The 25,135-nt window shown below is 63.7% G+C and carries 26 protein-coding genes; 10 read left to right on the forward strand and 16 right to left on the reverse strand.

The annotated features are described in order from the left end of the window. Positions 1-19: 19 nt before the first annotated feature. On the forward strand, positions 20-511 hold the full coding sequence (locus AB8841_RS25530; protein ID WP_370438560.1) for an META domain-containing protein: 492 nt from the start codon (positions 20-22) through the stop codon (positions 509-511). Positions 512-786: 275 nt separating this feature from the next. Here the strand turns inward: AB8841_RS25530 and AB8841_RS25535 are convergent, their stop codons facing one another. Next, positions 787-2,583, reverse strand: a complete 1,797-nt coding sequence (locus tag AB8841_RS25535; protein ID WP_370438561.1) for an ABC transporter ATP-binding protein/permease — start codon at positions 2,581-2,583, stop codon at positions 787-789. A 284-nt stretch (positions 2,584-2,867) separates the two neighbouring features. Between AB8841_RS25535 and AB8841_RS25540 the strand changes: the two genes are divergently transcribed. The 5 genes from AB8841_RS25540 (at position 2,868) to AB8841_RS25560 (ending at position 7,806) form a co-directional block, all read left to right on the forward strand. After that, the gene (locus AB8841_RS25540; RefSeq protein ID WP_370438562.1) at positions 2,868-3,962 is read left to right on the forward strand and encodes a methionine ABC transporter ATP-binding protein; all 1,095 of its coding nucleotides are present in this window, start codon (positions 2,868-2,870) and stop codon (positions 3,960-3,962) included. Continuing rightward, a complete protein-coding gene (locus AB8841_RS25545; RefSeq protein ID WP_370438563.1) occupies positions 3,952-4,617 on the forward strand; it encodes a methionine ABC transporter permease in 666 nt (221 codons plus the stop codon). The genes AB8841_RS25540 and AB8841_RS25545 overlap by 11 nt, the downstream gene beginning before the upstream one ends. A gap of 40 nt (positions 4,618-4,657) precedes the next feature. Then, positions 4,658-5,443, forward strand: a complete 786-nt coding sequence (locus tag AB8841_RS25550) for a MetQ/NlpA family ABC transporter substrate-binding protein (RefSeq protein WP_370438564.1) — start codon at positions 4,658-4,660, stop codon at positions 5,441-5,443. Between the two features lie 118 nt (positions 5,444-5,561). Next, complete coding sequence (locus AB8841_RS25555) at positions 5,562-6,347, forward strand: MetQ/NlpA family ABC transporter substrate-binding protein (RefSeq protein WP_370438565.1); 786 nt, start codon at positions 5,562-5,564, stop codon at positions 6,345-6,347. Between the two features lie 421 nt (positions 6,348-6,768). Then, complete coding sequence (locus AB8841_RS25560; protein ID WP_370438566.1) at positions 6,769-7,806, forward strand: ABC transporter substrate-binding protein; 1,038 nt, start codon at positions 6,769-6,771, stop codon at positions 7,804-7,806. A 73-nt stretch (positions 7,807-7,879) separates the two neighbouring features. Here AB8841_RS25560 and AB8841_RS25565 read toward each other — a convergent pair whose 3' ends face one another. Continuing rightward, on the reverse strand, positions 7,880-8,959 hold the full coding sequence (locus AB8841_RS25565; RefSeq protein ID WP_370438567.1) for a flavodoxin family protein: 1,080 nt from the start codon (positions 8,957-8,959) through the stop codon (positions 7,880-7,882). A 260-nt stretch (positions 8,960-9,219) separates the two neighbouring features. Between AB8841_RS25565 and AB8841_RS25570 the strand changes: the two genes are divergently transcribed. Further along, the gene (locus tag AB8841_RS25570) at positions 9,220-10,047 is read left to right on the forward strand and encodes an aldo/keto reductase (protein ID WP_370438568.1); all 828 of its coding nucleotides are present in this window, start codon (positions 9,220-9,222) and stop codon (positions 10,045-10,047) included. Positions 10,048-10,201: 154 nt separating this feature from the next. Here the strand turns inward: AB8841_RS25570 and AB8841_RS25575 are convergent, their stop codons facing one another. The 5 genes from AB8841_RS25575 to AB8841_RS25595 form a co-directional block, all read right to left on the reverse strand. Further along, positions 10,202-11,014: an anti-sigma factor gene (locus tag AB8841_RS25575; protein ID WP_370438569.1), complete on the reverse strand. Its 813-nt coding sequence runs from the start codon at positions 11,012-11,014 to the stop codon at positions 10,202-10,204. Then, positions 11,011-11,520 carry a sigma-70 family RNA polymerase sigma factor gene (locus AB8841_RS25580; RefSeq protein ID WP_370438570.1) on the reverse strand — a complete coding sequence of 170 codons (510 nt, stop codon included), beginning with the start codon at positions 11,518-11,520 and terminating at the stop codon, positions 11,011-11,013. Before AB8841_RS25580 ends, AB8841_RS25575 begins: the two co-directional genes overlap by 4 nt. Before the next feature lie 264 nt (positions 11,521-11,784). After that, complete coding sequence (locus AB8841_RS25585; RefSeq protein ID WP_370438571.1) at positions 11,785-12,168, reverse strand: hypothetical protein; 384 nt, start codon at positions 12,166-12,168, stop codon at positions 11,785-11,787. 83 nt (positions 12,169-12,251) lie between these two features. Further along, on the reverse strand, positions 12,252-12,776 hold the full coding sequence (locus tag AB8841_RS25590; protein ID WP_370438572.1) for a VOC family protein: 525 nt from the start codon (positions 12,774-12,776) through the stop codon (positions 12,252-12,254). Positions 12,777-12,967: 191 nt separating this feature from the next. Continuing rightward, a complete protein-coding gene (locus AB8841_RS25595; protein ID WP_370438573.1) occupies positions 12,968-13,414 on the reverse strand; it encodes a MarR family winged helix-turn-helix transcriptional regulator in 447 nt (148 codons plus the stop codon). A gap of 244 nt (positions 13,415-13,658) precedes the next feature. On the opposite strand from AB8841_RS25595, the gene gstA reads away from it, so the two are divergent. Continuing rightward, positions 13,659-14,276, forward strand: coding sequence for a glutathione transferase GstA (gstA, locus tag AB8841_RS25600; RefSeq protein ID WP_370438574.1), 618 nt, complete (start codon positions 13,659-13,661; stop codon positions 14,274-14,276). A gap of 79 nt (positions 14,277-14,355) precedes the next feature. On the opposite strand, the gene AB8841_RS25605 is transcribed toward gstA, so the two are convergent. The 3 genes from AB8841_RS25605 to groES all read right to left on the reverse strand — a co-directional run bounded on the left by AB8841_RS25605 (position 14,356) and on the right by groES (position 17,057). Beyond that, the gene (locus AB8841_RS25605) at positions 14,356-14,787 is read right to left on the reverse strand and encodes a hypothetical protein (RefSeq protein WP_370438575.1); all 432 of its coding nucleotides are present in this window, start codon (positions 14,785-14,787) and stop codon (positions 14,356-14,358) included. Between the two features lie 283 nt (positions 14,788-15,070). Continuing rightward, positions 15,071-16,717: a chaperonin GroEL gene (gene groL / locus AB8841_RS25610; RefSeq protein ID WP_370438576.1), complete on the reverse strand. Its 1,647-nt coding sequence runs from the start codon at positions 16,715-16,717 to the stop codon at positions 15,071-15,073. A gap of 52 nt (positions 16,718-16,769) precedes the next feature. Then, positions 16,770-17,057, reverse strand: coding sequence for a co-chaperone GroES (gene groES / locus AB8841_RS25615; protein WP_114945189.1), 288 nt, complete (start codon positions 17,055-17,057; stop codon positions 16,770-16,772). 246 nt (positions 17,058-17,303) lie between these two features. On the opposite strand from groES, the gene AB8841_RS25620 reads away from it, so the two are divergent. After that, the gene (locus AB8841_RS25620; RefSeq protein ID WP_370438577.1) at positions 17,304-17,645 is read left to right on the forward strand and encodes a DUF3806 domain-containing protein; all 342 of its coding nucleotides are present in this window, start codon (positions 17,304-17,306) and stop codon (positions 17,643-17,645) included. 5 nt (positions 17,646-17,650) lie between these two features. Here AB8841_RS25620 and AB8841_RS25625 read toward each other — a convergent pair whose 3' ends face one another. Further along, positions 17,651-18,496: a DMT family transporter gene (locus AB8841_RS25625; protein ID WP_370438578.1), complete on the reverse strand. Its 846-nt coding sequence runs from the start codon at positions 18,494-18,496 to the stop codon at positions 17,651-17,653. 320 nt (positions 18,497-18,816) lie between these two features. Here AB8841_RS25625 and AB8841_RS25630 point away from each other — a divergent pair, with 320 nt between their 5' ends. Further along, entirely contained in the window at positions 18,817-19,563 is a 747-nt protein-coding gene (locus tag AB8841_RS25630; RefSeq protein WP_370438579.1) for a L,D-transpeptidase, read from the forward strand. Between the two features lie 134 nt (positions 19,564-19,697). Here the strand turns inward: AB8841_RS25630 and AB8841_RS25635 are convergent, their stop codons facing one another. From AB8841_RS25635 to glcF, 5 genes are all read right to left on the reverse strand, one after another. Beyond that, on the reverse strand, positions 19,698-20,414 hold the full coding sequence (locus AB8841_RS25635) for a DUF2076 domain-containing protein (protein ID WP_370438580.1): 717 nt from the start codon (positions 20,412-20,414) through the stop codon (positions 19,698-19,700). Between the two features lie 60 nt (positions 20,415-20,474). Further along, positions 20,475-21,059, reverse strand: a complete 585-nt coding sequence (locus AB8841_RS25640; protein WP_370438581.1) for an NUDIX hydrolase — start codon at positions 21,057-21,059, stop codon at positions 20,475-20,477. Next, entirely contained in the window at positions 21,056-21,907 is an 852-nt protein-coding gene (locus AB8841_RS25645; protein WP_370438582.1) for an SDR family NAD(P)-dependent oxidoreductase, read from the reverse strand. The genes AB8841_RS25640 and AB8841_RS25645 overlap by 4 nt, the downstream gene beginning before the upstream one ends. 247 nt (positions 21,908-22,154) lie before the next feature. Then, positions 22,155-23,672 carry a chromosome partitioning protein ParA gene (locus tag AB8841_RS25650; RefSeq protein ID WP_370438583.1) on the reverse strand — a complete coding sequence of 506 codons (1,518 nt, stop codon included), beginning with the start codon at positions 23,670-23,672 and terminating at the stop codon, positions 22,155-22,157. A 100-nt stretch (positions 23,673-23,772) separates the two neighbouring features. After that, positions 23,773-25,128, reverse strand: a complete 1,356-nt coding sequence (gene glcF / locus AB8841_RS25655) for a glycolate oxidase subunit GlcF (RefSeq protein WP_370438584.1) — start codon at positions 25,126-25,128, stop codon at positions 23,773-23,775. Positions 25,129-25,135 lie beyond the last annotated feature (7 nt).

Genomic DNA, 25,135 nt, shown 5'->3' on the forward strand with positions numbered 1-25,135 from the left:
TTACGATGAAGAGGTTCCGATGAACGCCCTTCGGCTTGCAGCACTTCTGGCGGCCTTCGCCACCGTTTCCGCAGCCCAGGTTTCCGTGGCCGAGGCGCAGACGGCGGCAACGCTCGGCCGGCCCGCGGGTCCGACCCGTCAGGTGGATACCAAGGTTCCGCAGCCGGGCGCCAGCGGCAAGATCTTCCCCCTCGGCTCCTCCTGGGTGGCCGTGAGCCTGAACGGCAAGCCGTTCGGCGGCGAACGTCCGAGCTTCCGGCTCGACGACCAGATGCGTGCCACCGGCTTCGGGGGCTGCAACACCTATTCCACCACGGCCTATCCGCTTCGCGACCAGGGCCTGGCCGTCGCGCCCTTCGCCGTGACGAAGAAGAGCTGCGACAAGGCCGCCATGGCCACCGAGCACGCCTTCCTCATGGCGCTGCGCACCTCCGGCAAGTGGGACATCCAGGGCCGCAACCTGATCATCAAGAGCCAGACCGGCGATCTCGTTCTCGAGCGCTCGCTTTAAGATTAAGCTCCCGATCCGAACGAAAAGGCCGGCGCATGCGCCGGCCTTTTTCATGTGCGGTTCCTAGCGCATCGTGCGAAAAAGTGGCCCCGGTTTTTCGCACGATGCGCTCTTTCCAAGAAGGGAACATCGGAGCGATCCCAAAAGTGCAAATCCACTTTTGGGTTCGGTGCTCTGGAGCTGGCGGGAAAGAGCCGACGGGAACGACCTCCTCCTGCCGAGGCCGTCCCCGGACTCGTTTTGCGGACGACGGGCTCAGCCTGTCCTTATCGCGCCTACTCGGCCGGCTGCGGCTGCATCATGTCGACAGGCGTGGACAGGCCATCCTCCGCCCGCCTCAGGTCGAGGCGCCGGTCGTGGAACGCCGCGAGCGTCGAGCGGTGGCCGATGGAGACCAGGGTCGTGTGCGGCAGCTTCTCCTTGAGGATCTGATAGATCTCGGCCTCGGTCGCCTCGTCGAGCGCCGCCGTGGCCTCGTCCAGGAACAGCCAGTCGGGCTTGGCGAGAAGCGCGCGGGCGACCGCCAGGCGCTGCTGCTCGCCCAGCGAGAGGGTCTGGCCCCAGGCACGCTCCTCGTCGAGCTTGTCGGCAATCTGTGGAAGCTTGGCCGCCCGAAGGGCCTCGGCGATCGTGGCATCGCTATAGGCATCCCTCTGGGAGGGATAGGACACCGCCTCGCGCAGGGTGCCCATGGGAAGATACGGCCGCTGCGGCAGCAGCATCATGCTCTGACCCTGGGGCAGGACCACACGCCCGTCTCCGAACGGCCAGATTCCCGAAATGGCCCGGAAGAGGGTCGACTTGCCCGTTCCCGACGGACCGGTCAGGAGCACGCTGTTGCCCTGACGGAGCGTGAGATGATCCACCTGAACCAGCATCTGTCCGTTCGGGAGGCCGACCATGAGATCGGACAGCTCCATGTCGCGCCCGGCGCCCTGCTGGAGCCTGACATGCCTCTCGTGCCTCTGCGCATCGCGGACATGATGGACGGACGCATCGAAGCTCGTGAGACGGTCGACGACCGACTTGTATTCGGCAAGGGTCGAGTAGGCATCGACGAAGAACGACAGCGATGACTGAACCTGCCCGAACGCACTGGCCGTCTGGGTCATCCCGCCCAGGGCGATCTTGCCGCCGAAATAATACGGTGCGACGAGAACATAGGGAATGACGTTGCTCACCTGGGAATAGCCGGCGGTCAGGGCCGTGAGCTTCTTCGTCCGGCTGACGATCTGGAGGAAGTTTCCGATGACGTTCCCGAACCGGCCGCGCAGTTGATCGGCCTCGGACGGCTCGCCGCGGAGCAGTGCAATCTGCTCACCGTATTCACGGATGCGCGCCAGGGAGAAGCGGAAATCTGCCTCGTAACGCTGCTGCTCGAAATTCAGCCTGATCAAGGGTCGACCGACCACATGGGTCAGCCACGTCCCTATCACCGCATACAACAGGGCTCCCCAGAGGAGAAAGCCCGGAATCCGTATTTCGGTGAAGGGCAGCGTGAAGTCGGCGGAAAGGCTCCAGAGGACGAATGCGAACGAGAAGAGCGTGGAAACGGACGAGAGAATTCCCAGGAACAGAATGAATGTCGTCTGAGTGAAGTTCTGGACGTCCTCCTGGATGCGCTGGTCCGGGTTGTCGGTCCTGTTTCGACCCTCGAGCTGCATCCGGTAATGGCTGTGCTCGCCAAGCCAGGCTCCGATGTAGTGCTGGGTCATCCAGCTTCGCCACCGGATCGTGAGGTACGAGCGGATTGCGTATTGATAGATCGCCACGGTCACGTAGATGACGGCCCAGAAGCTGAACACCATGAAGAGCTGACGCCAGAACTCGGCCTCATTCTTGTCCTGGATGGCATTGAACCAGTCCCGGCTGAAGTAGGACAGCCGCACGTTGATCGCGACCTTCGCGAATTCCGCCCCGATGACGACGGCCAGGAACGTAAGGGCGACCCAGCGCACCTGGACGCGAAGACGGCCAAGCAGCCAAACATCCAGGGTGGTGGGGTCCTTGGACGTGAAGAACGGATACGTCAGAAGCCAGATCTGCCGGATCGACGCAATCAGCCTGTTCATTCGGGCAATCTCCTCGGCCGGAACAGCCGTCCGACATGATTACTTGGGTACATGATGACTTGGGTAGAGCGAAAGCGAGCTGCCAATCAAGGACGTTCGTGGCGCAAACAAGGCACTATTCCTATCAGGCTTTTGCCACAACGACGCAGCTCCCACAGCTCGGCAGGCCACATATGTGTTTCGTTATGACAGCTATTTTCGTTATTAAATACGAAACGATTGACACAACGAACGCAATGTCGCATGGATCGAGATAACCTGAAGATGATCTCGAAGGCGACCCTATGAACGCCCCTCTCGCATATCTTGGCGATCAGCCGTCCCAGCGCCTGATCCCGGCGGAGCCCATCGTGCGCCTGGAGAAGATCTCGAAGACCTTCCCGGGGCGCGACGGCCAGCCCGTCACCGCCTTGCGCGAGATCGACCTTGCCGTGCCGCAGGGATCGATCCTCGGCGTGATCGGCCGCTCTGGCGCCGGCAAGTCTACTCTCATACGCCTGGTGAACGGGTTGGAGAAGCCCACCTCCGGTAAAGTCATCGTGGACGGCGCGAATATCGCGGCGCTTCCGGAATCCGCCCTGCGCCATGCCCGCCGCTCCATCGGCATGATCTTCCAGCACTTCAACCTGCTTTCCTCCCGCACCGCGGCCGACAACATCGCGCTGCCCCTCGAGGTGGCGGGCTACGACAAGGCGGAGATCAGGAACCGGGTCGAGGAGCTGCTCTCCCTCGTCGGGCTGACCGACAAGCGCAACCGCTATCCGTCCGAATTGTCGGGCGGCCAGAAGCAGCGCGTCGGCATCGCCCGCGCGCTTGCCACGAAGCCCAAGGTGCTCCTCTCGGACGAGGCGACCTCCGCGCTCGACCCGGAGACCACCCGGTCGATCCTCGACCTGCTCACGCGCATCAACGAGGAGCTGGGCCTCACCATCCTTCTCATCACCCACGAGATGGCGGTGATCCGCAGCATCGCCCGTGAGGTCGCGGTGATCGAGGGCGGGCGCATCGTCGAACAGGGCGACGTGTTCGAGGTGTTCACCCGTCCGCAGAACGAAGTGACGCGCTCGTTCCTGGGCGACGAGGCCGGCCGGGTGCTGCCGCCCTACGTGCAGAATCGCCTGCGGACGGAGGCCTCGCCCCACAGCCAGGCGGTCATCCGCATCGGTTTCCGCGGCCCTCATGCGACGGACCCCGTCCTGGCGCGGCTCGCGCGGGAACAGGGCATTGAGGCCAATATCCTGTCCGGCGCGGTGGACGAGATCGCGGGCCGGCCCTTCGGCACCCTCGTGGTCGGCGTCCCCGAGTCCTCGGCGCAGACGACGCTCGAATTCCTGAAACAGCACGGTCTCGACACGGAGGTCCTCGGCCATGTCGCCTGAGATGATCCGCCTCATCGCCAATTCCACCGGCGAAACGCTCTACATGGTCGCCGTCGCAGCGCTGATCGCCACGCTTATCGGCCTCCCGCTCGGCGTGTTTCTCGCCACCAGCGGCAAGGGCGAACTCTTCGCGGCTCCCTGGGTGAACCGCGTGCTCGGCGTGATCGTCAACGCCACGCGCTCGACGCCGTTCATCATTCTCGTCGTCGCGATCATTCCCTTCACCCGCCTGATCGCGGGCACCTCCATCGGCACCAATGCGGCGATCGTGCCGCTGACGATCGCGGCGGCTCCCTTCATCGCACGCCTCATCGAGGGCGCCATCCGCGAGGTGGATCAGGGCCTCGTGGAGGCGGCGCGCGCCTTCGGGGCGAGCCCGCTGCAGATCGTCCTGAAGGTCCTCATCCCCGAGGCCCTGCCCGGCATCGTGCTCGGGCTCACGCTCGCCATCGTGTCGCTTCTGGGCTTCTCCGCCATGGTCGGCGCCGTGGGCGGCGGCGGCCTCGGCGATCTCGGCATCCGCTACGGCTACCAGCGCTTCATGCCGGAAATGATGCTCGCCGTGGTCGTGGTGCTGATCGTGCTCGTGCAGGCCGTGCAGAGCATCGGCGACCGCCTCGCCCGGCATCTCAACAAGCGCATCCGCCACGGCTGATCTTCCGTCTCTGTCAGGACCTCGAATAAGGAGTACCCGCATGTCCCTGAAGAAACTGGGCCTCGCTGCCCTTCTCTCGCTCGCCGTCCTGCCAGCCGCCGCGCAGACGCAAACGATCCGCATCGGCGTCACGCCGGGCCCGCACGCGCAGATCCTCGAAGCCGTGAAGCCGATCGCGGCCAAGAAGGGCATCGATATCAAGATCGTCGAGTTCTCCGACTACGTGGTGCCGAACGCGGCGCTCGCGGCCGGCGACATCGAGGCGAACTCGTTCCAGAACCAGCCCTATCTCGACAACCAGGTGGCGGATCGCGGCTTCAAGATCGAGAGCGTCGGCCCGACCGTGAACTTCCCGATCGGCATCTACTCGAAGAAGCACAAGAGCCTCGATACCCTGCCGAACGGCGCGACGATCTCGATCCCGAACGATCCGACCAATGGCGGCCGCGCGCTGCTGCTGCTGCAGGACAAGGGCCTGATCAAGCTGAAGGACAATGTCGGATTCAAGCCCACTCCGATGGACGTCACGGACAACCCGAAGAAGATCAAGTTCGTCGAAATCGAAGCCGCACAAGGACCGCGCGTGCTCGATGACGTGGATGCGGGCATCATCAACACCAACTATGCCACTGCCGGCGGCCTCGATCCGGTCAAGGGCCCCATCGCCCGCGAGAATCCGAAGGGCCCTTATGTGAACCTCATCGCCGTGCGCTCCGAGGACAAGGGCAAGCCCTGGGTGAAGGCGCTTCTCGACTCCTATTACTCGCCGGAAGTGAAGGCCTTCGTGGACGAGCAGTTCAAGGGCTCGGTTCTCACGAGCTGGTAAGACACGTCTCGGCTTTCTGAGAATGCCGGGCCTCGCGCCCGGCATTTTTGCTGTTCTCCCGGGATGCATGTCCCACCCCCATCCAAGTCACTCAAGATCTCGACCAAGGAGTACCCGTATGTCCCTGAAGCGCCTAAGCCTCATCGCCCTTCTCTCGCTTGCCGTCCTGCCTGCGGCCGCGCAGACGCAGACAATCCGCATCGGCGTCACGCCGGGCCCGCACGCGCAGATCCTCGAGGCGGTGAAGCCGATCGCGGCCAAGAAAGGCCTCGACATCAAGATCGTGGAATTCTCCGACTACGTGGTGCCGAACGAGGCCCTCGCCTCGGGCGAGCTGGAGGCCAATTCCTTCCAGCACCAGCCCTATCTGGACAACCAGAAGGAAAACCGCGGCTACAAGATCGAGACGGCCGCCCAAACCGTGAATTTTCCGATCGGCATCTACTCCAAGAAGCACAAGGCCTTCGACGCCATACCGGATGGAGCACGCGTCGCGATCCCGAACGATCCGACCAATGGCGGCCGTGCGCTGCTGCTGCTGCAGGACAAAGGCCTGATCAAGCTGAAGGACAATGTTGGATTCAAGCCGACGATCCTCGACATCACGGCCAACGCCAAGAACCTGAAGTTCACGGAAATCGACGCGGCTCAGGCTCCGCGCGTGCTCGACGACGTCGATGCGGCGGTCATCAACACCAACTATGCCACGCAGGCGGGCCTCGACCCGGTCAAGGACGCGCTGACCCGCGAGAATCCGAAGGGCCCTTATGTGAACATCATCGCCGTGCGCGCCGAGGACAAGGACAAGCCGTGGGTGAAGGCCCTCGTCGAATCCTATCACTCCCCCGAGGTGAAGGCCTTCGTACAAGAGACCTTCAAGGGCGCCGTTCTCACGAGCTGGTAAGCAGCGCACTCCAGAACGACACGACAAGGCCGGGCACCGCCCGGCCTTTTTGCTGGCCGCCTATGGTCTTGAGTATCTTTGCACGCAAAACCGGTTCCCACTTCCCGCGTTCGATGCTCTCCTTGCTTGAGCGTCGTTGCACGCAAAACCGGTTCCCACTTCCCGCGTTCGATGCTCTCCTTGCTTGAGTATCTTTGCACGCAAAACCGGTTCCCACTTCCCGCGTTCGATGCTCTCCTTCCTTGAGCATCTTTGCACGCAAAACCGGTTCCCACTTTTGCGTTCGATGCTCTGGGCGGTTTGAATAGGCGCACGGCTGCGACACCTTGACAATAGAGCCGGCTAAGCTCCCTGATGAACCCGTCTCATTCAAGGACGATCGAGCCGGACGGATCACGCCCGGCCATTCAGGAGGAAATCTATGCGCCTTTCACTTGCCGGTTCACTTGCCGGTCTGGCCCTCGCCACCTCGGTCTGCGCCGCGCCCTTAGCGGCCCAGGCTCAGGAGCAGCTCACGATCTATTGCTCGATCCTCGAAGAGCAGTGCCGCGTCGGCGTTGCCGCCTTCGAGAAGGCATCCGGGATCAAGGTGACGATGGTGCGCAAGAGCACCGGCGAGACATTGGCCCAGATTCGGGCCGAGGCGTCCAATCCGCGAGCCGACGTGTGGTGGGGCGGGCCGGGCGATTCCCACATTCAGGCGGCCGAGGAAGGCCTCACCGTCGCCTACAAATCGCCCGTGCTGCCGGAGCTTTACGATTGGGCGCAGCGTTTCGCCGAGCAATCCGAGCATCGCGCGACCGCCACCTATCTCGGTGCGCTCGGCATCGGCTACAACACGGAAGTTCTCAAGAGCCGCAATCTGCCCGAGCCGAAATGCTGGGCCGATCTGCTCGATCCCAAGTTCCGGGATGAGGTCCAGATCTCGGACCCGAATTCCTCGGGCACCGCTTACGTCTTCCTGGCCTCGCTCGTTCAGCTGATGGGCGAGGACAAGGCCTTCGACTACATGAAGAGCCTGCACAGGAACGTCAATCAGTACACGAAATCGGGCGCGGCCCCCGTCAAGGCCGTCGCTCTGGGCGAGACCGCCATCGGCATCGCCTTCATGCACGACATGGTGACCATGATCGTCGATGGCGCTCCGGTGAAGACGGTCGCTCCCTGCGAGGGAACGGGCTACGAGACAGGCTCGGTCTCCATCGTCAAAGGCAAGAACCAGGACGCCGCGAAGAAATTCGTGGATTGGGCCCTCTCGTCCGAAGCGCAGAAGCTCGTGGGCGCGGACCAGAAGATCTACTCGATTCCGTCCAACAAGAACGCGCCCATCTCGGAGAAGGCGCCCAAGCTCTCCGAAATGAAGCTGATCAACTACGACACGGTCAAATACGGATCCGTGGCCGAGCGCACGCGTCTGCTCAAGAAGTGGGACGCGGAGGTGAAGTCCGCCCCGAAATAGAGAGATCCATAGAGAGTCATCCATGATAAGGCCGGGAGCGATCCCGGCCTTCTTCTTGAGGCTCGAGCCCCGCCTATTTCTGACGTGGTTCCTGGAGGCGCTCGCCGGCCTCCGTCCAATGCCCTGCCCGCTTCGCCACAACGCCGTTCAGCAGCGTCCAGGCGGCGTTTCGCACCTCGCCCTGCACGTCGAGATCCCGGTCCAGCTCCTCGTGGCTGGTGGCGTAGGGCTTCCAATACCCGATATAGCGGTCGAGCTCGGCGAGGCTGCCCGCGGGCGTCAGCTCCATGGCGCGCAGCCAGTCCGACAGGCTTCGACGAACGCCCTCCGCCCCCTCCGCGTCGCCGTGCACGACGACGGAGAACAGACGACCCGACAGGTGCTTGGGATAATCCCATCCCTTCAGCTCCAGCCCCTTGGCTTCCGTTACTGTCTTGCCATGGGTCGAGGTCGGATCCGGGTTGCCGCCATCGGCGCAGACGAGACGGTCCATCATCAGCTTCAGCGGCGAGGAAACCTGATACCAGTTCACGGGCGTGACGATCATGATCCCGTGTGCCTCCACCCATTTCGGGTAGATGTCGTTCATCCAGTCCTGCGTCTGCCCGAGAGAATAGTTAGGATAGCAGGAGCACGGCCAGTGGCAGAGCGCAGCCGCCGTCGAGAAGCAGGTCTTGCAGGGATGGATGTGACGGCCGTACTCGGATGCGAGCCTGCTGAGGTCCAGCACCTCGACCGCGACGTTCGGCGCGCTCGCGATGACCTGCCTGGCGATCTCGACGAGCCGGTAGGTCTTCGACATCTCGCCCGGGCAGGTATGCTCGCTGCGCGCGGCGGAGGAGACGAGGAGGAAACGCGCGGGCCCCGCGGGATCCTCGTGCCGCTTCCGGGCGAGATCGATGGCCTCCTTCGCGGCGATCCAGTCGACGGCGAGGTCGTAATCGGGATCGGCGAAGCCCGGCCCCGCCTTGCGGGTTCTCGGGCTCTTGCGATGATGGCTGTAGGCGTCCCATGCCGCATCAGCGATGCGCTGCAGCTCCTGCGCCAGGGCGTCGAAGGCGGGATCCTGGAACGGCAGCAGGAAACGCCGCCTGAACTCGGTCTCGTCGAGCGTCGGATCGGGTGTGCCGGTTCTCGCTTCGGGGATGGACAAGGCGCACTCCCATTCTTAGATCTCAACGGCGCTACGCTGCGGAACGCCGGCCTCGTTGCACCGGTTCCCTCGGTCCGGCCCAGTTCCGGTTTGCCTGTCGAACAAGAAACTCCAGCGCATCGTGCGGAAAAGTGGATCCGGTTTTCCGCACGATGCGCTCCTCTAGGAGTGGAGCATCGGATTGGATCCCAAAAGTGGATTCCACTTTTGGGTCCGATGCTCTAGCTCTGTCTCTCCCCCTTTTCCCGTAGGAGCCGTCGATGCCGACCACCCCACCCCTCTGCCTGAACGATGGAAACACGATGCCCCAGCTCGGCTATGGCGTCTGGCGGGTTTCGAACCAGGAAGCCGTCGCCTGCGTGGCCGATGCCCTCAAGGCGGGCTACCGCTCCATCGACACGGCGGCGATCTATGAGAACGAGGAAGGCGTCGGTCAGGCGATCGCCGCGTCCGACGTGCCGCGCAGCGACCTGTTCATCACGACGAAACTGTGGAACGACAAGCGCAACTATGATGCGGCGCTGATGGCCTTCGACGAGAGCCTGAAGCGGCTGAAACTCGACGTCATCGATCTCTATCTCATCCACTGGCCGGGCGTCGACGGGGACGGTTTCCTCGATGCGTGGCGCGCCCTGATCCGCCTGAAGCAGGAAGGACGCGTCAAATCGATCGGCGTCTCGAACTTCCAGGCCAAGCATCTGCAGCGGCTGATCGACGAGACCGGCATCGTTCCCGTCCTGAACCAGATCGAGCTGCATCCGCGCTTCCAGCAGAAGGAGCTGCGCGCCTTCCACGCGAAGCACGGCATCGCGACGGAATGCTGGGGTCCCCTCGGCCAGGGCAGCCTCGTCACGGACGAGAAGCTCGCGGCCATCGGACGCAAATACGGCAAGTCGCCCGCGCAGGTGATCCTGCGCTGGCACCTCGACAACGGCTTCGTCGTGATTCCGAAATCGGTGACGCCCTCGCGCATCCGCGAGAACATCGACGTCTTCGACTTCACGCTCGATGCCGACGACATGCGCGTCATCGACACGATGGACGACGGGAACGGCCGCGTCGGCCCGGACCCCGCAATCTTCGGCTAGCGTATCGTGCGGACCCAGCGGGCTGCGCGAGCGAAAAGTGGATCCGGTTTTCCGCAAGAACGATGCGCTCTTTCCAAGAAGGGAGCATCGGATGGGATCCCAAAAGTGCAAATCCACTTTTCACGTCCGATGCTCTAACCGGCCGCGAAGGAGCCTACAGGCGGCCCTTCGCCGGGTCGCCTGCGGACTCGAACTGATGGTAGATCGCCTCCGCGATCGGCAGGAGCTGCGCGCGCTCGGCTTTGGCCGAGACCACATAGGACAGCCCGCCGTCGATCCACGAGAAGGCCGAAACGCCATCCTGCCGTTCGAAGCGGAATGCGGTTTCCCTCTCCTGTGCGCTGGAACGCGCGTAAAGCGTCAGGCGGTTGCCGCCCTCGTTCTCGTACATGAAGAGGGCGGCCGCTTCGCCGCCGGAGGGCAGAAGCCTTCCGCCGATGAGGCGATAGCCCTGTGCATTCAGGTCCGGAGCCTTCAGGGGCTTTCCGACCCGGCGGGAGAGCCATTGCACGAGATGCGCCTCCTGGTCGCCCGGCACCTCCACGGGATGAAGCCGCTCGCCCACATAGAGGCGATAGGCGGCGATCGCATTGTCGGCGACGGCCGCCTGCCCGGAGGATTGCGGCGTGACGGGCCCGCGCCACCACGTTGCCCCGGTGGCGCCCAGAACCCCGCCCAGAACCAGCCACACGAGGGCCGCGGCCATTCCGGTGAAGGTGTGATGCGGGCGGCGCCGTTGCGCGGCAACGAGATGGGCGACCCGCAGCCGCGCCGGGATCGGCTCCTGCGCCTTGAAGGCAAGCCGCGCGCGCAGCGCCTCGCGCTGCTCGGCCTCGCGCTGCACCCGTTCGGTCTGCGAGGGCTGGGATGTGAGCCACGCTTTGACGATCTCGATCCGCGCGGGATCGAGCCTTCCATCGACGAAGGCCTGCAGGTCGTCCTCACCGATGGGTCGCTCGCCCGTCACTTCACTCTCCTCAAAACGGCGCTGCGTCCGTTTTCCATGAATTCCCGCAGGCGTCCGCGCGCCCGGCTCAGGCGCGACATCACCGTGCCCATGGGGATCTCCAGAACCTGCGCCACCTGCTCGTAGGACAGATCCTCGACCCCGACCAGGAGCAGCACCGAGCGCTGCTCCTCCGGCAAGGCATCGAGGCCCGTCAGGATGTCGCGCAGACCCGCATGCGCATCCGGTGGATCCGCGACCGCGGGCGACGTCTCCAGGACCTCGACCCCGACCTGGACGCCGCGCACCTTTCGGCTGCGCACATCGTTCAGGAAGAGGTTGCGCTGAATCGCGAAGAGCCACGCCTTCAGGTCGCCGTCCCGGCGGCGCCGGCTCCAGTGGCGGATCGCCCGCTCCAGCGTGTCCTGGACGAGATCGTCCGCAGCCTCGTCGTCGCGCAGAAGCGCCCAGGCATAGCGGCGCAAGCCCGGAATCTGCGGTTCGAGAAGGGAGGCGATCTCGTCCACGATCAAACCTTCACATGTCAGGCATCATCAAAGATGAGCCCTTGCCGCGTGGCAAGATCGAGAGCTGTTTCCACAGACGTGGAATCAACACTCTTCTTTTGCTCGGCCGCATTGTCTTGACGGCGAACCGGATCCACTTCGCCGGAAAATGCTCTGGCGCATCGTGCGAAAAGTGGAATTCGCTTCCCGCGTCCGATGCGCTATTTAAGACGTGGAGCATCGGATTGGATCCCAAAAGTGGAATCCACTTTTGGGCTCGATGCTCTAGGGCTGAGCGACATGCCAGATGTTGTTGACCCCATCGCCCGTTGCGTCGCCGGGCTTGGAATCCTTCGTCCAGAGGTAGAGCGGCTTGCCCTTGTAGGCCCATTGCTTGGCGCCGTCGTCACGGGTGACCACGCTCCAGTCGCCCGAGGCGGCTGCACCGGAAGCGGCCGTGAGCGGCGGCCAGTTCTGTGCGCATTGTCCGTTGCAGTTCGACTTGCCGGCGGCATCGCGGTCGAATGTGTAGAGCGTCATGCCCTTGGCATCGACGAGGGCTTTGCCCTTGCTCGTATCGGCGACCTTCGCGGGCGCGGCGGTTTGAGCGACCGCGCCGGTGGCGACGAGAAGGCCGGCAAGAAGGGCCGGCGAGAAAAACAGCTTCATGGGTATCCTCCTGGAGGTCGTGATGACCACGCTCCTTAAGACACCCCGCGACGGGCTTTATTCCATCGAAGGCGGAATTTTCGTCACCGCCCCGTCGGGTTGAAGCCGCCGCTCTCGGCGATCGGCTCGCGCAATTCGATCCGATGCCGTCCGTTGTCGCGGATCTCCGCCGTGCGGTAACGGCCGTCGAGATCGTCCTCGGGATCCTGGAGCACCTCGACGCCAGCCTTGCGCAGGCGCGCGATCTCCTTGTCGACATCGGGCACGATCAGGCTGATCGCGGGCGTGCGCGTCCAGTCGGCTTCGGGAAGAACGTGATCGACCTCGGCGATCTCGAGAAGGAACCCGCTCCGCTCCAGAACCGCCGTGCGCCCCTGGACGAAACTGGTCGTGGAGATCAGCCGGAATCCCAGCTTGTCCCGATACCACCGAACGCTCTCGTCGAAATCCGGCGTGCGGATGGAGGTGGATCGCGCCGCCGTGCCGGAGGCAGGCTGCGCGCCGACCGGGACGAGGCCCGGGAAGATGAGTGCCTGGGCCGGCAGAAGGACAAGGCTCGCCAGGAGGCTGCGCCGCAGCCTGGAAACGGAAGGGAGGCGTGCTTTCACAGGTCATTCCTCGTCGGCCGCCGGAACTTAGCGCATCGTGCGAAAAAGTGGTCCCGGTTTTTCGCAAGAACGATGCGCTCTTTCCAAGAAGGGAGCATCGGATTCAATCCCAAAAGTGGATTCCACTTTTGGGTCCGATGCTCTCGCCGTCTTCTCTCATGAACGCCCAACGGTGCAGATCGTTCTTGTGCCTAATCCTTCTTGGGCTCCATCAGCTTCAGCAGCAGGTTGGCCAATTGCTCCGCCTCTGTCTCGGTGAGCTTCTCGCCGATGACGCGGTTGATGGCGGGACCGTAGATCCCCCACATACGCCGCTGAAGCGCCCGCCCCTCTTCCGTGATCTCGACCCATTGCCGCCGCTTGTCGCCAGGATAGGGAATGCGGCGGACGAGCCTGTCCGCCTCCATCCGGTCGAGAAGGCGCGAGAGATTGTACTGCTCGAAGAGCACCGCGTCCTCGATCTCGCGCGGGGACGAGCGGCCGTCGGGCCGGCGCTTCAGGTGCAGGAGCACATCGTACCAGGACAGGCAGGGAAAGCCGGCCGTTTTCAGATCGTCCTCGATCCGGCCCACCGCTTCCCTCTGGGCCCGGATCAGACGGACCCAGGCGTCGGTCACGACATCCGACGGTTCCTTCATGTCTTGCACCACGGCAAAGCCTCTTCTGTTTCTATGCAATTGCATCATATTTGACATTTCCATGCAACTGCATATGAATATCCATGCACCTGCATGGAGTTTCCGATGCCGAACGACGCCTCCCCGTCCAGCACCGTCTTCGCCACCCACGCTCCGAGCCCCTCTATCCACCTGCCGCTTCTCACCTGCCCGGCTTCGCTGAAGCCTGCAGCCTGATCCGCTCTCACCCCAAGGAGACCCAATCATGAAGCTCTACTACGCTCCCGGCGCCTGCTCGCTTGCCCCGCACATCGTCGCCCGCGAGGCAGATCTCCCCGTTACCCTCGTGAAGGTGGATCTGTCCAAGCACCTCACGGAGACCGGCGAAGACTTCCGCGCGATCAATCCCAAAGGCTATGTTCCGGCCATCGTTCTGCAGGATGGCTCGCTGCTCACGGAAGCAGCGGCGCTCCTCCAGTATCTCGGCGACCAGCAGCCCAGCGCCGGGCTCGCACCTGCCAACGGCACCATGGAACGCTACCACCTGATCGAGTGGCTGACCTTCGTCAGCACGGAGCTTCACAAAGGCTTCGGTCCGCTCTGGAACCCCGCCACTCCGGATCAAGTGAAGGCTGCCACGAAGGAACGGCTCGCCACGCGCTTCGCCTATCTCGACGAGGTTCTGGCCAAGCAGCCGTTCCTGACGGGAGAGACTTTCACGATCGCGGATGCCTATCTCTTCACGGTCGTGAACTGGACGAATTTCCACGCCGTCGATATCTCGTCGTTCAAGCACCTGAGCGACTTCATGGCCCGCGTGGCAGCACGTCCCAAGGTTCGGGAAGCGCTCGCCGCCGAAGGCCTGCTGAAGCAGGCGGCGTAAGGTCTGATCCGCGCTGTCACGAAAAGGCCTCGGGGCGATCCGGGGCCTTCTTGTTTTGGGCAATGATGCAGGGCCGACGTCACATGACGAAGACATCATCCGCCTTGAGCAGCGTGCCCGCCTTCACCTGGGCGAACTTGATCGCCCCGTATTTCGTCTCCGAGCCGTCCGCGTCATAGGACAGGTCGCCCGTCTTCTCGTTGTAGATGATCCGGTCGTTCTTATCGTGCGCTTTCGCTCCGGCCCAGAACGCACCCTTCGACAAAATCCCCTTCTGGAGCTTGCCGAACACGGCCATCGACAGCCTGGTCGTGTCGTCGGCGTGCTTGAAATCCGCGATCCGGTCCACGTTCGTGGCACCGAGCTTCGTGGTGAAAGCGAGCTTGTCCTGCCCCGCTCCGCCGGTCAGCTTGTCGCAGACGAGCTTGCCGTTGAGCAGATAATTGCCAGCCCTACCCTTCAGCACATCTGCCTTCTTGCCGCCGGTTCGGGTGAGGGAGGAGACGATCATGGGAGGGTTGGAAGGGTCGTAAACAAACTCCGCAGTCTCTCGCGTGTCCTCTCCCGGAGGAACACTGGCTATTGGATCCTCAATCTCCCGAATTTCGCCTTCACCGTAGACAGGCAGCATAGGATTGATGGAATCGATCACGCGTACAGTCATAGCAGCCTCGAAAATCATGAATCATGATTATGATATTTCGTTTCACAAACAAGTCCGATCGACTGCCGGGCCAACAAAAAAGCCCCGGAGTTTCCTCCGGGGCTTCCTTATTTCTACGAAGACGTAGGACTTAGAAGTCCATGCCGCCCATGCCGCCCATGCCGCCGCCGGGCATGGCCGGAGCAGCGCTCTCGCGCTTGGGAGCTTCGGCCACCATGGCTTCGGTGGTGACCAGGAGGCCCGCCACGGAAGCGGCATCCTGCAGAGCCGTGCGCACGACCTTCGCCGGATCGACGATCCCGGCCTGGAGCATGTCCACGAACTCTTCCGTCTGAGCGTTGAAGCCGAAGGTGTCGGTCTTGTTCTCGACGATCTTGCCGACCACGATCGAGCCTTCGACGCCGGCGTTCTCAGCGATCTGGCGGATCGGAGCCTCAAGGGCGCGCAGCACGATGTTGATGCCGGCCTTCATGTCGGCGTTGTCGCTGGAGAGCTTGGCGACCGCAGCCTTGGCGCGCAGCAGAGCGACGCCGCCGCCGGGAACGATGCCCTCTTCCACCGCAGCGCGGGTGGCGTTGAGCGCGTCGTCGACGCGGTCCTTCTTCTCCTTCACCTCGACTTCGGTCGCGCCGCCGACGCGGATCACCGCGACGCCGCCTGCGAGCTTCGCCAGACGCTCCTGGAGCTTCTCACGGTCGTAGTCCGAGGTGGTCTCCTCGATCTGCGCCTTGATCTGGCCGACGCGGGCTTCGATGTCTTCCTTCTTGCCGGCGCCGTCGATGATCGTGGTGTTCTCCTTCTCGATGCGAACGCGCTTGGCGCGGCCGAGCATCGGGAGCGAGACGTTCTCGAGCTTGATGCCGAGGTCTTCGGAGATCGTCTGACCGGCGGTCAGGACGGCGATGTCCTCGAGCATGGCCTTGCGGCGGTCGCCGAAGCCCGGAGCCTTGACGGCGGCGATCTTCAGGCCGCCACGCAGCTTGTTGACCACGAGGGTGGCGAGAGCTTCACCTTCGACGTCCTCGGCGATGATCAGCAGCGGCTTGCCGGTCTGAACGACAGCTTCGAGGATCGGCAGCATGGCCTGGAGCGAGGAGAGCTTCTTCTCGTGGATGAGGATGTAGGGGTCCTCGAGCTCGGCCACCATCTTCTCGGCATTGGTGATGAAGTACGGCGAGAGATAGCCGCGGTCGAACTGCATGCCTTCCACGACATCGAGCTCGGTCTCGGCGGTCTTGGCTTCCTCGACCGTGATCACGCCCTCGTTGCCGACCTTCTGCATGGCATGGGCGATCATCTCGCCGATGTCCTTGTCGCCGTTGGCCGAAATCGTGCCGACCTGGGCAACCTCGTCGGAGGACTTCACCTTCTTGGCGCGGGCCTGGATGTCCTTAATGGCCTCGGCGGTGGCGAGATCGATGCCGCGCTTGAGGTCCATCGGGTTCATGCCGGCGGCCACGGCCTTGGCGCCCTCGCGGACGATCGACTGAGCGAGAACGGTCGCCGTCGTGGTGCCGTCGCCGGCGATGTCGTTGGTCTTCGAGGCCACTTCGCGCACCATCTGGGCGCCCATGTTCTCGAACCGGTCGGCGAGCTCGATTTCCTTCGCGACCGACACGCCGTCCTTGGTGATGCGCGGAGCGCCGAAGGACTTCTCGATCACGACGTTGCGGCCCTTCGGGCCGAGGGTCACCTTCACCGCATCGGCGAGGATGTCGACGCCGCGCAGCATCTTATCGCGGGCTTCGGAAGAAAACTTAACGTCTTTGGCAGCCATGGGCTTAGCCTCCAGTTAAATTGGAAATCGTGTGACGGGTTCGCCCGGCTGATTAGCCGACGATGCCCATGATGTCGGATTCCTTCATGATCAGGAGATCCTGACCATCGATCCGCACTTCGGTGCCGGACCACTTGCCGAACAGAACGCGATCGCCTGCCTTCACGTCGAGAGCGGCGACCTTGCCGTTCTCATCGCGGGCGCCGGGGCCGACGGCGACGACTTCGCCCTCTTGCGGCTTTTCCTTGGCGGTGTCCGGGATGATGATGCCGCCAGCCGTCTTCTCTTCGGCCTCGATGCGGCGGACGACGACTCGGTCGTGCAGCGGACGGAACTTCATGGAACTTCCCCTTTGACTGTTGACGCAGCCCCGATGGCTGCGCCCTGGTCTATCCTGTTAGCACTGTCCGGAGACGAGTGCTAACACTGTTGGCGAGATAAGGAGGTCTGAGAAAGGAGTCAAGGCGGACTAATAATCTTGATAAATTTGTCCGTTATACAATAACATATATCAATGACGAACCAACCTCTCTATCAGCCCCTCTGGACGGACCACGCCTTGCAACTGGCCCACCGTCGAGGCCGCTTGGCACATCTGCTCTCCCCTGCTTCCCTGATAGAGGCGCAACGCCTTCTCGATTGTGGAGCCCTCGCAGCTGAGGCTGTTGAAGATCGAGAGGCAATCGGGGTTCTGATAGGCGACGAACTCGTCCGGATGGTCGGCTTCGCGTGGGTTACCATTGACGACGATTACGGGTCGGAGCCCGTAGTGGCTCATCCCCACAAGATGGCAGTCATCGCGCCACTTTCCGCTGTAACCAACCGGTTCGAGGACGGCGACGTCCCTTTCAACATCAAGGATTTCATTGAAGAAGCCATCGCGACTGTCGAAGGCATCGAGGCCCGAAATCACAAGACCATAGAATAGGGCCGCTACCGGCGACTGGTGAGGAGGGCCGCGGCCACGATGAGAAGCCCTCCCCCGAGGGTCGCCCAGGTGGGAATCTCGCCGAAGACCCCGTAGCCGATCAGAACCGCCCAGATGAGGGCGGTATATTCGAGCGGCGCGAGCCGGGCCGCCTCCGCCTTGGCATAGGCCGTCGCCATGAGGACATGGCCGATGACCCCGAGCACTCCCATCAGCATGAACCAGGCCAGATGCGCCAGGTTCAAAGGCTGCCAGGCCCAGAGGCCGAAGGGCAGCGCCAGAATGGCCGGACCGGCATTCTGGAAATAGACGATGTGCAGGAACTTGTCGCGCTGGGCCCGCTGGCGCAGCAGAACAAGGCTCAGGGCGTAGGTGATCGCCGACGCCAGGGCGGCGGCGACGCCCAGCCAGGATCGGGCCGCCGAGGCCTCAGCCGTCTGCCCGAGGACGACCACGAGCGTGCCGCCGAACCCGATCGCGATCGCCGCAATGATCCTCGGATCCACCCGCTCCTTCAGAAGGAGCACCCCGAAGAACGCGATGAACATGGGCGCCAGGAACGACAGGACGAGGGTCTCGGCCAGAGGCAGCTTGCCCAGTGCATAGAAGAAACAGGCGGCCGTGATGACGGCGATCACGGAGCGCAACAGGTTCGCCTGCACCGTCTCCCGGCTCGGCCAGCCCGGGCGCATCACCGCGACCACGCCCGTGGCGATGATGGTTCCGCAGGCGAAGCGCAGAAAGGTGACCTGGAGAGTCGGATAGGAAGCGGACATCCCTTTGATGACCGCATCCATGATGGAAAGCACCGCGATGCCCGCGGCAGCCCGAACGGCCGGACCGTATTGCATGTAATCACGACGATGTGAGGCGCGGCCTCCGGGATGGCGGCTTTCGCGGAAGAGTGAAGCTCTTAGCGCATCGCGCGAAAAAGTGGACTCGGTTTTTCGCAGCAAACGATGCGCTCCTTTAGGAGGGAGCATCGACCCAAAAGTGCAAATCCACTTTTGGGTCGATGCTCGCGCGCGATTCACATGCCGCTTCACTCGTCCCTTCTCGCTGTCGACAGAAAGGCCGGATCAGTACTTCCGCACAGATGCAATCAAGTCGATGGAAACAAAAGCCGCGCTTGCCGTTTATTAAGCGCAACAACGACAAACAGGATGCTTCGATGCGCGCTTGGATCCCTTGCTCCGCAATGCTTCTTCTCGCCTTCATGCCATCTTCCGGATCGGCCCAGTCGGTCTACGGAGGCGGGACTTACTACGGCAATACCTACATTTCACCGGAATACAACTATCCGTATGCCCGCACGCAGGACGGCTATCGCGAGAGTTACCCGCTCGTCACGCGTCCGGCGACGGGCGGTGCGTATCCCTACACCACGGGCTCCGTGCGCGCCGGCACTCAGGTCGCGACCCTGCCGCAGACCTATTCGGATCCCGGATACGACAACAGCATCGACTATGCCATCTCGCCGGAATTCCAGCGGCAGATCGTATCCTATCGCGGCAGCGAGACGCCCGGCACGATCGTGGTCGATACGAACGACAAGTTCCTCTACCTGGTGCAGCCCGGCGGACGGGCGATCCGCTACGGGATCGGCGTCGGACGCCCCGGCTTCGAATGGGCTGGCCGCAAGACCGTCTCGATGAAACGCGAATGGCCCGATTGGCGTCCGCCGGCGGACATGCTCAGGCGGCGTCCTGATCTGCCGCGCTACATGAAGGGCGGGATCGACAATCCGCTCGGTGCGCGGGCGCTCTATCTCGGCTCTTCGCTCTACCGCATTCACGGCACGAACGAGCCGCACACCATCGGCCAGGCCGTCTCCTCCGGCTGCATCCGCATGCTCAACGAGGACGTGGTGGATCTCTACAGCCGCGTGAAGGTCGGCACGTCCGTCATCGTGATCTAAACGGCGCCCCCCTGAACGATCGTCATGGCCGGGTTCGTCCCGGCCATTCACGTTTCAAGGCTCTGCTGCGCGAAGACGGGGATCTCCGGGCTTGGCCCGGGGATGACGAGAGCAGAGCGTTTAAGGCTCCGCGATCAGGTCCAGTCGCCGTCGTCTCCGGAATCACCGCCGAAATCGGAGAAGTCGTCGTGGTTCTGCGACGGATTCTCGTAAAGGGAATCCGTGATGCCGGCGAAATCCTGGTTCCCGCCTTGATCGTTGCCGCTCTGGTCGTTGCCGAGATCTGCGAGCGAGGATTGCCCGCCCGCCGCGTTCTCCTCGCCGCGGAAGGCATGCGACAGCGCGTTGGCGATCATCATGCCGCCTGCGACGCCCGCGGCCGTGGAAAGCGCGCCCTGCAGAAATCCACCTCCGCGCGGCTGCGCCATGCCGCCCCAAGGCCCCTGCGAGGGCCCCTGCGGTGGCCCCTGCGTTTGAGGCGGCATGCCGTAGGGCTGCTGCGGCATCGGCTGGGGAGAGCCCCAGGGCGAGGCGCGGCGCATCGGCGGCGAGTTGTAGGCCGGCTCCGGCGGGCGGGCGCCGCCCCCGAAGATTCCCGACAGAATGCCGCCCTGCTGCGGCTGCCGGCTGAGGTGATCGAGCTCGGCGCGCAACTGGTCGTTCTCGGCCTGGAGCCTCGCCAGAGCCTGCTCCTGCACGAAGATCGCCTGCGCCATGGCGTATGGTGCATAAGGCTGCTGGCGCAGCCTGTCGGCGATGAACCGCTCCGCCTCCGGATCGCGCGGCTGATTCGCCACCTGTTCGAGCCGTCGGAAGATATCGGCAATGATCTCGCGCTCCTGATCGTTCATGGCAAACCTCCTTCGCGCATGGATCATGAGATTTTCATGTAAGGGCGGCCCCGGGTTTTGTTAGGGGCGGGCCAAGCCGAGCTTGCACATATTCCGCAGAGCCTCGGGTGCGATGCCGTCCAGCTCCGCCACGTCGCGCCATTCTGCGCCATGCACCTCGGACGGATCGGGGCGCAGGCCGCCCTCTTTTGCCCGCAGGACGTAGCGGACGTCATGGTGCCAGTGCTCCGGCTCCCCCTTTTGCGGGTGAGCGGGAATGAGATGGCTGTCGATGTCGATCGGCAGGCCCGAGGCGCCGTGCCAGGGATCGAGCGCCAGCTCCGGCACGCCGGTCTCCTCGGCGGCTTCGCGCAGGGCTGCTTCCTCCAGGCTTTCGGGCGCCTCGTAATGACCGCCCGGCTGCAGCCATCGGCCCAGGGAACGGTGATGGATCAGCAGCACCCTCCGGCCCGCCGGGTCGAGGATGAACGCCGACGCGGTGACATGGCCGGGGAATGTGGACCGGCTGTGAATGGCATCGCCGCTCGCAATCTGCCGGCGCAGCACGGCATGCCGCTCGGCCGCGCTGCCGAAGGTGCGGACATGGCGGTCGAGAAGCGCCCCGATCCGGGCGCAGAACGCGGATGGATCGAATGCGCCGCTCATTGGCCTTCCATCGCCTTCGCGAAGGCGTCCTTGAAATCGGGATGCCACCGGGACAGGGCGGGACGGTTCTCGATGAGGTCCTCGGCAGCCCAGCGAATCCGCACCTCGTCCATCGCGCGGGTCGTCTCGTTGTCCGGGCAGAGCACGTAGAAATCGCCCCGCTCCAGGGCCGGAAGCAGGAAATCGACGACTTGCTCGGGGCTCCAGGCTCCGGCGGGCTTCTCCGTGACGCCCCTCGCCCGGGTCAGACCGGTGAAGACGAAGCCGGGAATGAGCAGATGCGCCGTCACCTTGCAACCCGGCCGGTTGCGCAGATCATGGGCCAGCGCCTCCGTCACCACCTTCACGCCGGCCTTGGAGACATTGTAGGCCGTGTCCCCGGGTGGGGTGGTGATGCCCTGTTTCGAGCCCGTATTGATGATGGCGCAGGGGGTGTCCTGGCCGGCCATGGCGGGGGCGAAGACCTGCACGCCGTTGATGACGCCCCAGAGATTGGCCTGGAGGATGGCCTGCCAGCGCTGCGGGTCGCCGAAGAGCTGTCCGCCGCCTTCCGTGCCCGCATTGTTCATCAGCACGACGACTTCGCCGAAGGCGGCCATCGCCTTGTCCCTCAGCCTCTCCACATCTTCACGACGGCCGACATCGGTCGGAACCGCGAGCACGTTCGAAGAGCCGCCGATCCCGGCCACCTCTTCGGCGGCGCGCTCCAGCGCCTCACCGGGCAGGTCCGCGAGGCAAACCTTCATGCCAAGCTCGGCAAAACGCCTGGCAGAGGCGAGGCCGATGCCGCTCGCCGCTCCGGTGACGACGGCGACGCGGTTCGGGGCGATCGCGGGATGCTGGGCCATCGTTCCGATTCCTTCTCGCATGACGGCCGGGGCCTCGGCGACAATGCCGAGGCCTCACGACGATGAAGCGAGATAGAACACGCCGCAATTCGCGCAACCACCCATGAGGCGATGAGACGACGGCTCAACAGAAAACCCCGCCGGAGCGGGGCCGTCCGGCTCATCAGAGCCTCTCTTTTCTTTGGCTCGGGCGCATTCTCGGCGGCGAGCCGGATCCACGTCCCGGATCCACTTCGCCAAAAAAGCTCTAATCGCCATCCGCGGATTTCAGCGGACGGACATTCGTCTCGACCTCTTCCTCGTCGCCGAGGCCGGCATTCTCCTCCTGGGAGTCGAGGCGGGTTTTTTTCCGAAGCGCAATGTACTTCTTCTGGATCTTGATACGGCTCTCGCGGGCGATTTCGAGGGCGCCCTGCACGAGGGACCGCTCGGCCTTTTCGTTCTGCAGCTCTTCCGTGAGACGGCGGTTGGCTGCCTCGAGGGTGTTGCGCTCCTGCTCGAAGCGCTTGGTGAGCTGATCGATGCGCTCGCTGAGGCTCGCGAGCTTGTTGTCCGAGCTCTCGATCTGGAAGTCCTTGGCGGCAATGGCCTTGTTGAGCATTTCGACGCGCTCCTGAAGCTCGATGCGCGAGCGCTGAAGCTCGTTGACCATGGCCACCTGACGCTCGACCTCCTGCTGGGTCGCCTCCAGGCGGCGGTCGAGGGTATTCTTCTCGATGGTGGTCTCTTTGAAATTGCGCTCGACGCCGCGAAGCGCCTCGTTCTTGTCGCGCAGCTGGTCGCGGGTATGGGCCAGGATCTTGTCCGTGGCCGCAAGGCGCGAGGTGAGCCCCTCGATCTTCATGTCGAGCGCCGAAAGATCGGTCTGATGCGAGGAGCGTTCGGAATCGAGCTGGGTTTCGAGGCGCTGGCGCAGCACCTGCTCGGCCATGAGCTTGGTTTCGAGCTCGGAAGCGCGCTGGCGGGTGGACTCGAGCTGGGTCTCCAGCTCGCCATAGCGGTTCGTGAGGCTCGAAAGACGGTAGTTCTGCTCTTCGGCCACCTTCTGCAGGCGCTTCACCTCGTGATCGAGAAGGCCGTTGCGCTCGCGGATCTCGATGAGCTCGCGCTCGGCGCGGGCGACGGCCTGGTCGGCCTCCTGCGCCTCCAGTCGCAGGGCCTGGTTCTCTTCCGTGATGTTGCGGGCGCGCTCGGTCTCGATGGCGAGCTGGTTCTCGAGATCGACGACCATCGCCTCCTTGTCCTTCACCCCGAGGCGCAGGTCCTCGATATGGGATTCCTGCTCGCGGGTTCTGGTCTCGGCCTTGCGCAGTTGCGACACCGTGGCAGCGAGATCGTCCATGGCGCGAGCATGGAGCGTGTTGAGATCGTGCAGTTCGCGGCGGAGCGACGCGGTGGTGTCGGTCTCCTGCCTGAGCACGGCCTCCGTCTCCAAGAGGCGGGACTGGAGCTGCGGATAGCTGCGGATGAGATCGCTCACCGGCTCGCTCAGGAGCGCGAAATCCTCCTTGAGGCTGCGGATCTCCTCGAGCCGGTCGATCATGTTGGCGAAGCGGACGCGGATCAGCTCGTTCTTCTGCCCCACGGAATCGAGAGCCCCATTGGGGCGGACGGCGATCGGCTCGGCCCTCTCCTGCGGCGCAACGGCCGCCGTGGAGCCTGCCGATGTCGTAACGTCATGCTGGGCGGGCAGACCATCGACGGCTTCGTCCTGCGGCTTCCTGCTGCCGAACCGGTTCCTGAAAGACGTCCAACCCGAAGACATGGTGCCGCCCCTTCACGCCTCACCGTCACACTACGGCACCTTTTAACCCAGAGTCACCCCGATTGGAAACGAAATTTCGTTTCACAAGACTGCGGCGGATTCACTCGGCCGCAACGGCCAAGGGCCGCGACAGACGGTTCTGAAAGCCTGCCTTTTCCAGGGTTTCCGGCATAGGCCCGCCGGTCGCCCAGTCGAGAAGCTCGACCGTATGGACGATCGGGATCTCGGTTCCCTGGCCGATCTGGGTCATGCAGCCGATATTGCCGGTGGCGATCAGGTCGGGTTTCGTGCGCTCGATATTGGCGACCTTCCGGGCCCTGAGCTGGCCGGCGATCTCGGGCTGGAGCAGGTTGTAGGTGCCGGCCGAGCCGCAGCAGATATGGCCTTCCGGCACATCCTTCACGGTAAAGCCCGCCTTCTTCAGGAGAGTCTTGGGCTCCGTGCGGATGGACTGGCCGTGCTGCATGGAGCAGGCGGAGTGATAGGCGACGACAAGGTCGGTTTCCCGCACCGGCTCCGCGAGTTCGAGCGACATGGCGAATTCGGTGATGTCCTTGGCGATCGCCGAGACCCGGGCCGCCTTTTCGGCATAGGCCGGATCGTTCCGGAACATGAAGCCGTAATCCTTGATCGTAGTGCCGCAGCCGGAGGCCGTGATGATGATGGCGTCGAGCCCCTCTCCGTCCATTTCGGCGATCCAGGCGTCGATATTGCGCTTGGCGAATTCATGACCCTGCGCTTCGCGCCCCATGTGATGGACGAGCGCGCCGCAGCAGCCCTCCCCCTTCGGCTGAACCACGTCCACGCCGTGCCGGTTGAGCAGCCGGATGGCGGCCTGGTTGAAGCCGGGCTTGAGCACGGGCTGGGCGCAGCCGGCGAGGATCGCGACGCGCCCGCGCCGCTCGCCTTCGGCCTTGAACGTGCCGGGCCGATCCAGGGGGGAACGGGCCGGCACCCTGGCCGGAGCCAGTTCGATCATCGCTCGCAGACGAGTTCCGAAGAAGGGCAACGCGCCGATCAGCCCCTTGAAGGGCTTCGCCAGGAGCGCCGCCCCGAGGGCGGCCCGGAAACGGCTCGGATAGGGCAGAATGCGCGCGAGCAATCCGCGCAGGAACCGGTCGTGCCCGGGCCGGGTATAGGTGGCTTCGATATAGGAACGCGCATGATCGACGAGATGCATGTAATGCACCCCGGACGGGCAGGTCGTCATGCACGACAGGCACGAGAGGCAGCGGTCGATATGCTTGACGACTTCCGCCGAGGCGGGCTTGCCGCTCTCCAGCATGTCCTTGATGAGATAGATGCGCCCGCGCGGCGAATCGAGTTCGTCGCCGAGAAGCAGGTAGGTCGGACAGGTCGCCGTGCAGAAGCCGCAATGGACGCAGGTGCGGAGAATTTTCTCCGACGAGGCCGTCGCGGGGTCCTTGAGCTGCTCGGGCGTGAAATTCGTTTGCATCGCTTTA

This window comes from Microvirga sp. TS319, assembly GCF_041276405.1.
In the GTDB taxonomy this organism is placed as follows: Bacteria; Pseudomonadota; Alphaproteobacteria; order Rhizobiales; family Beijerinckiaceae; genus Microvirga.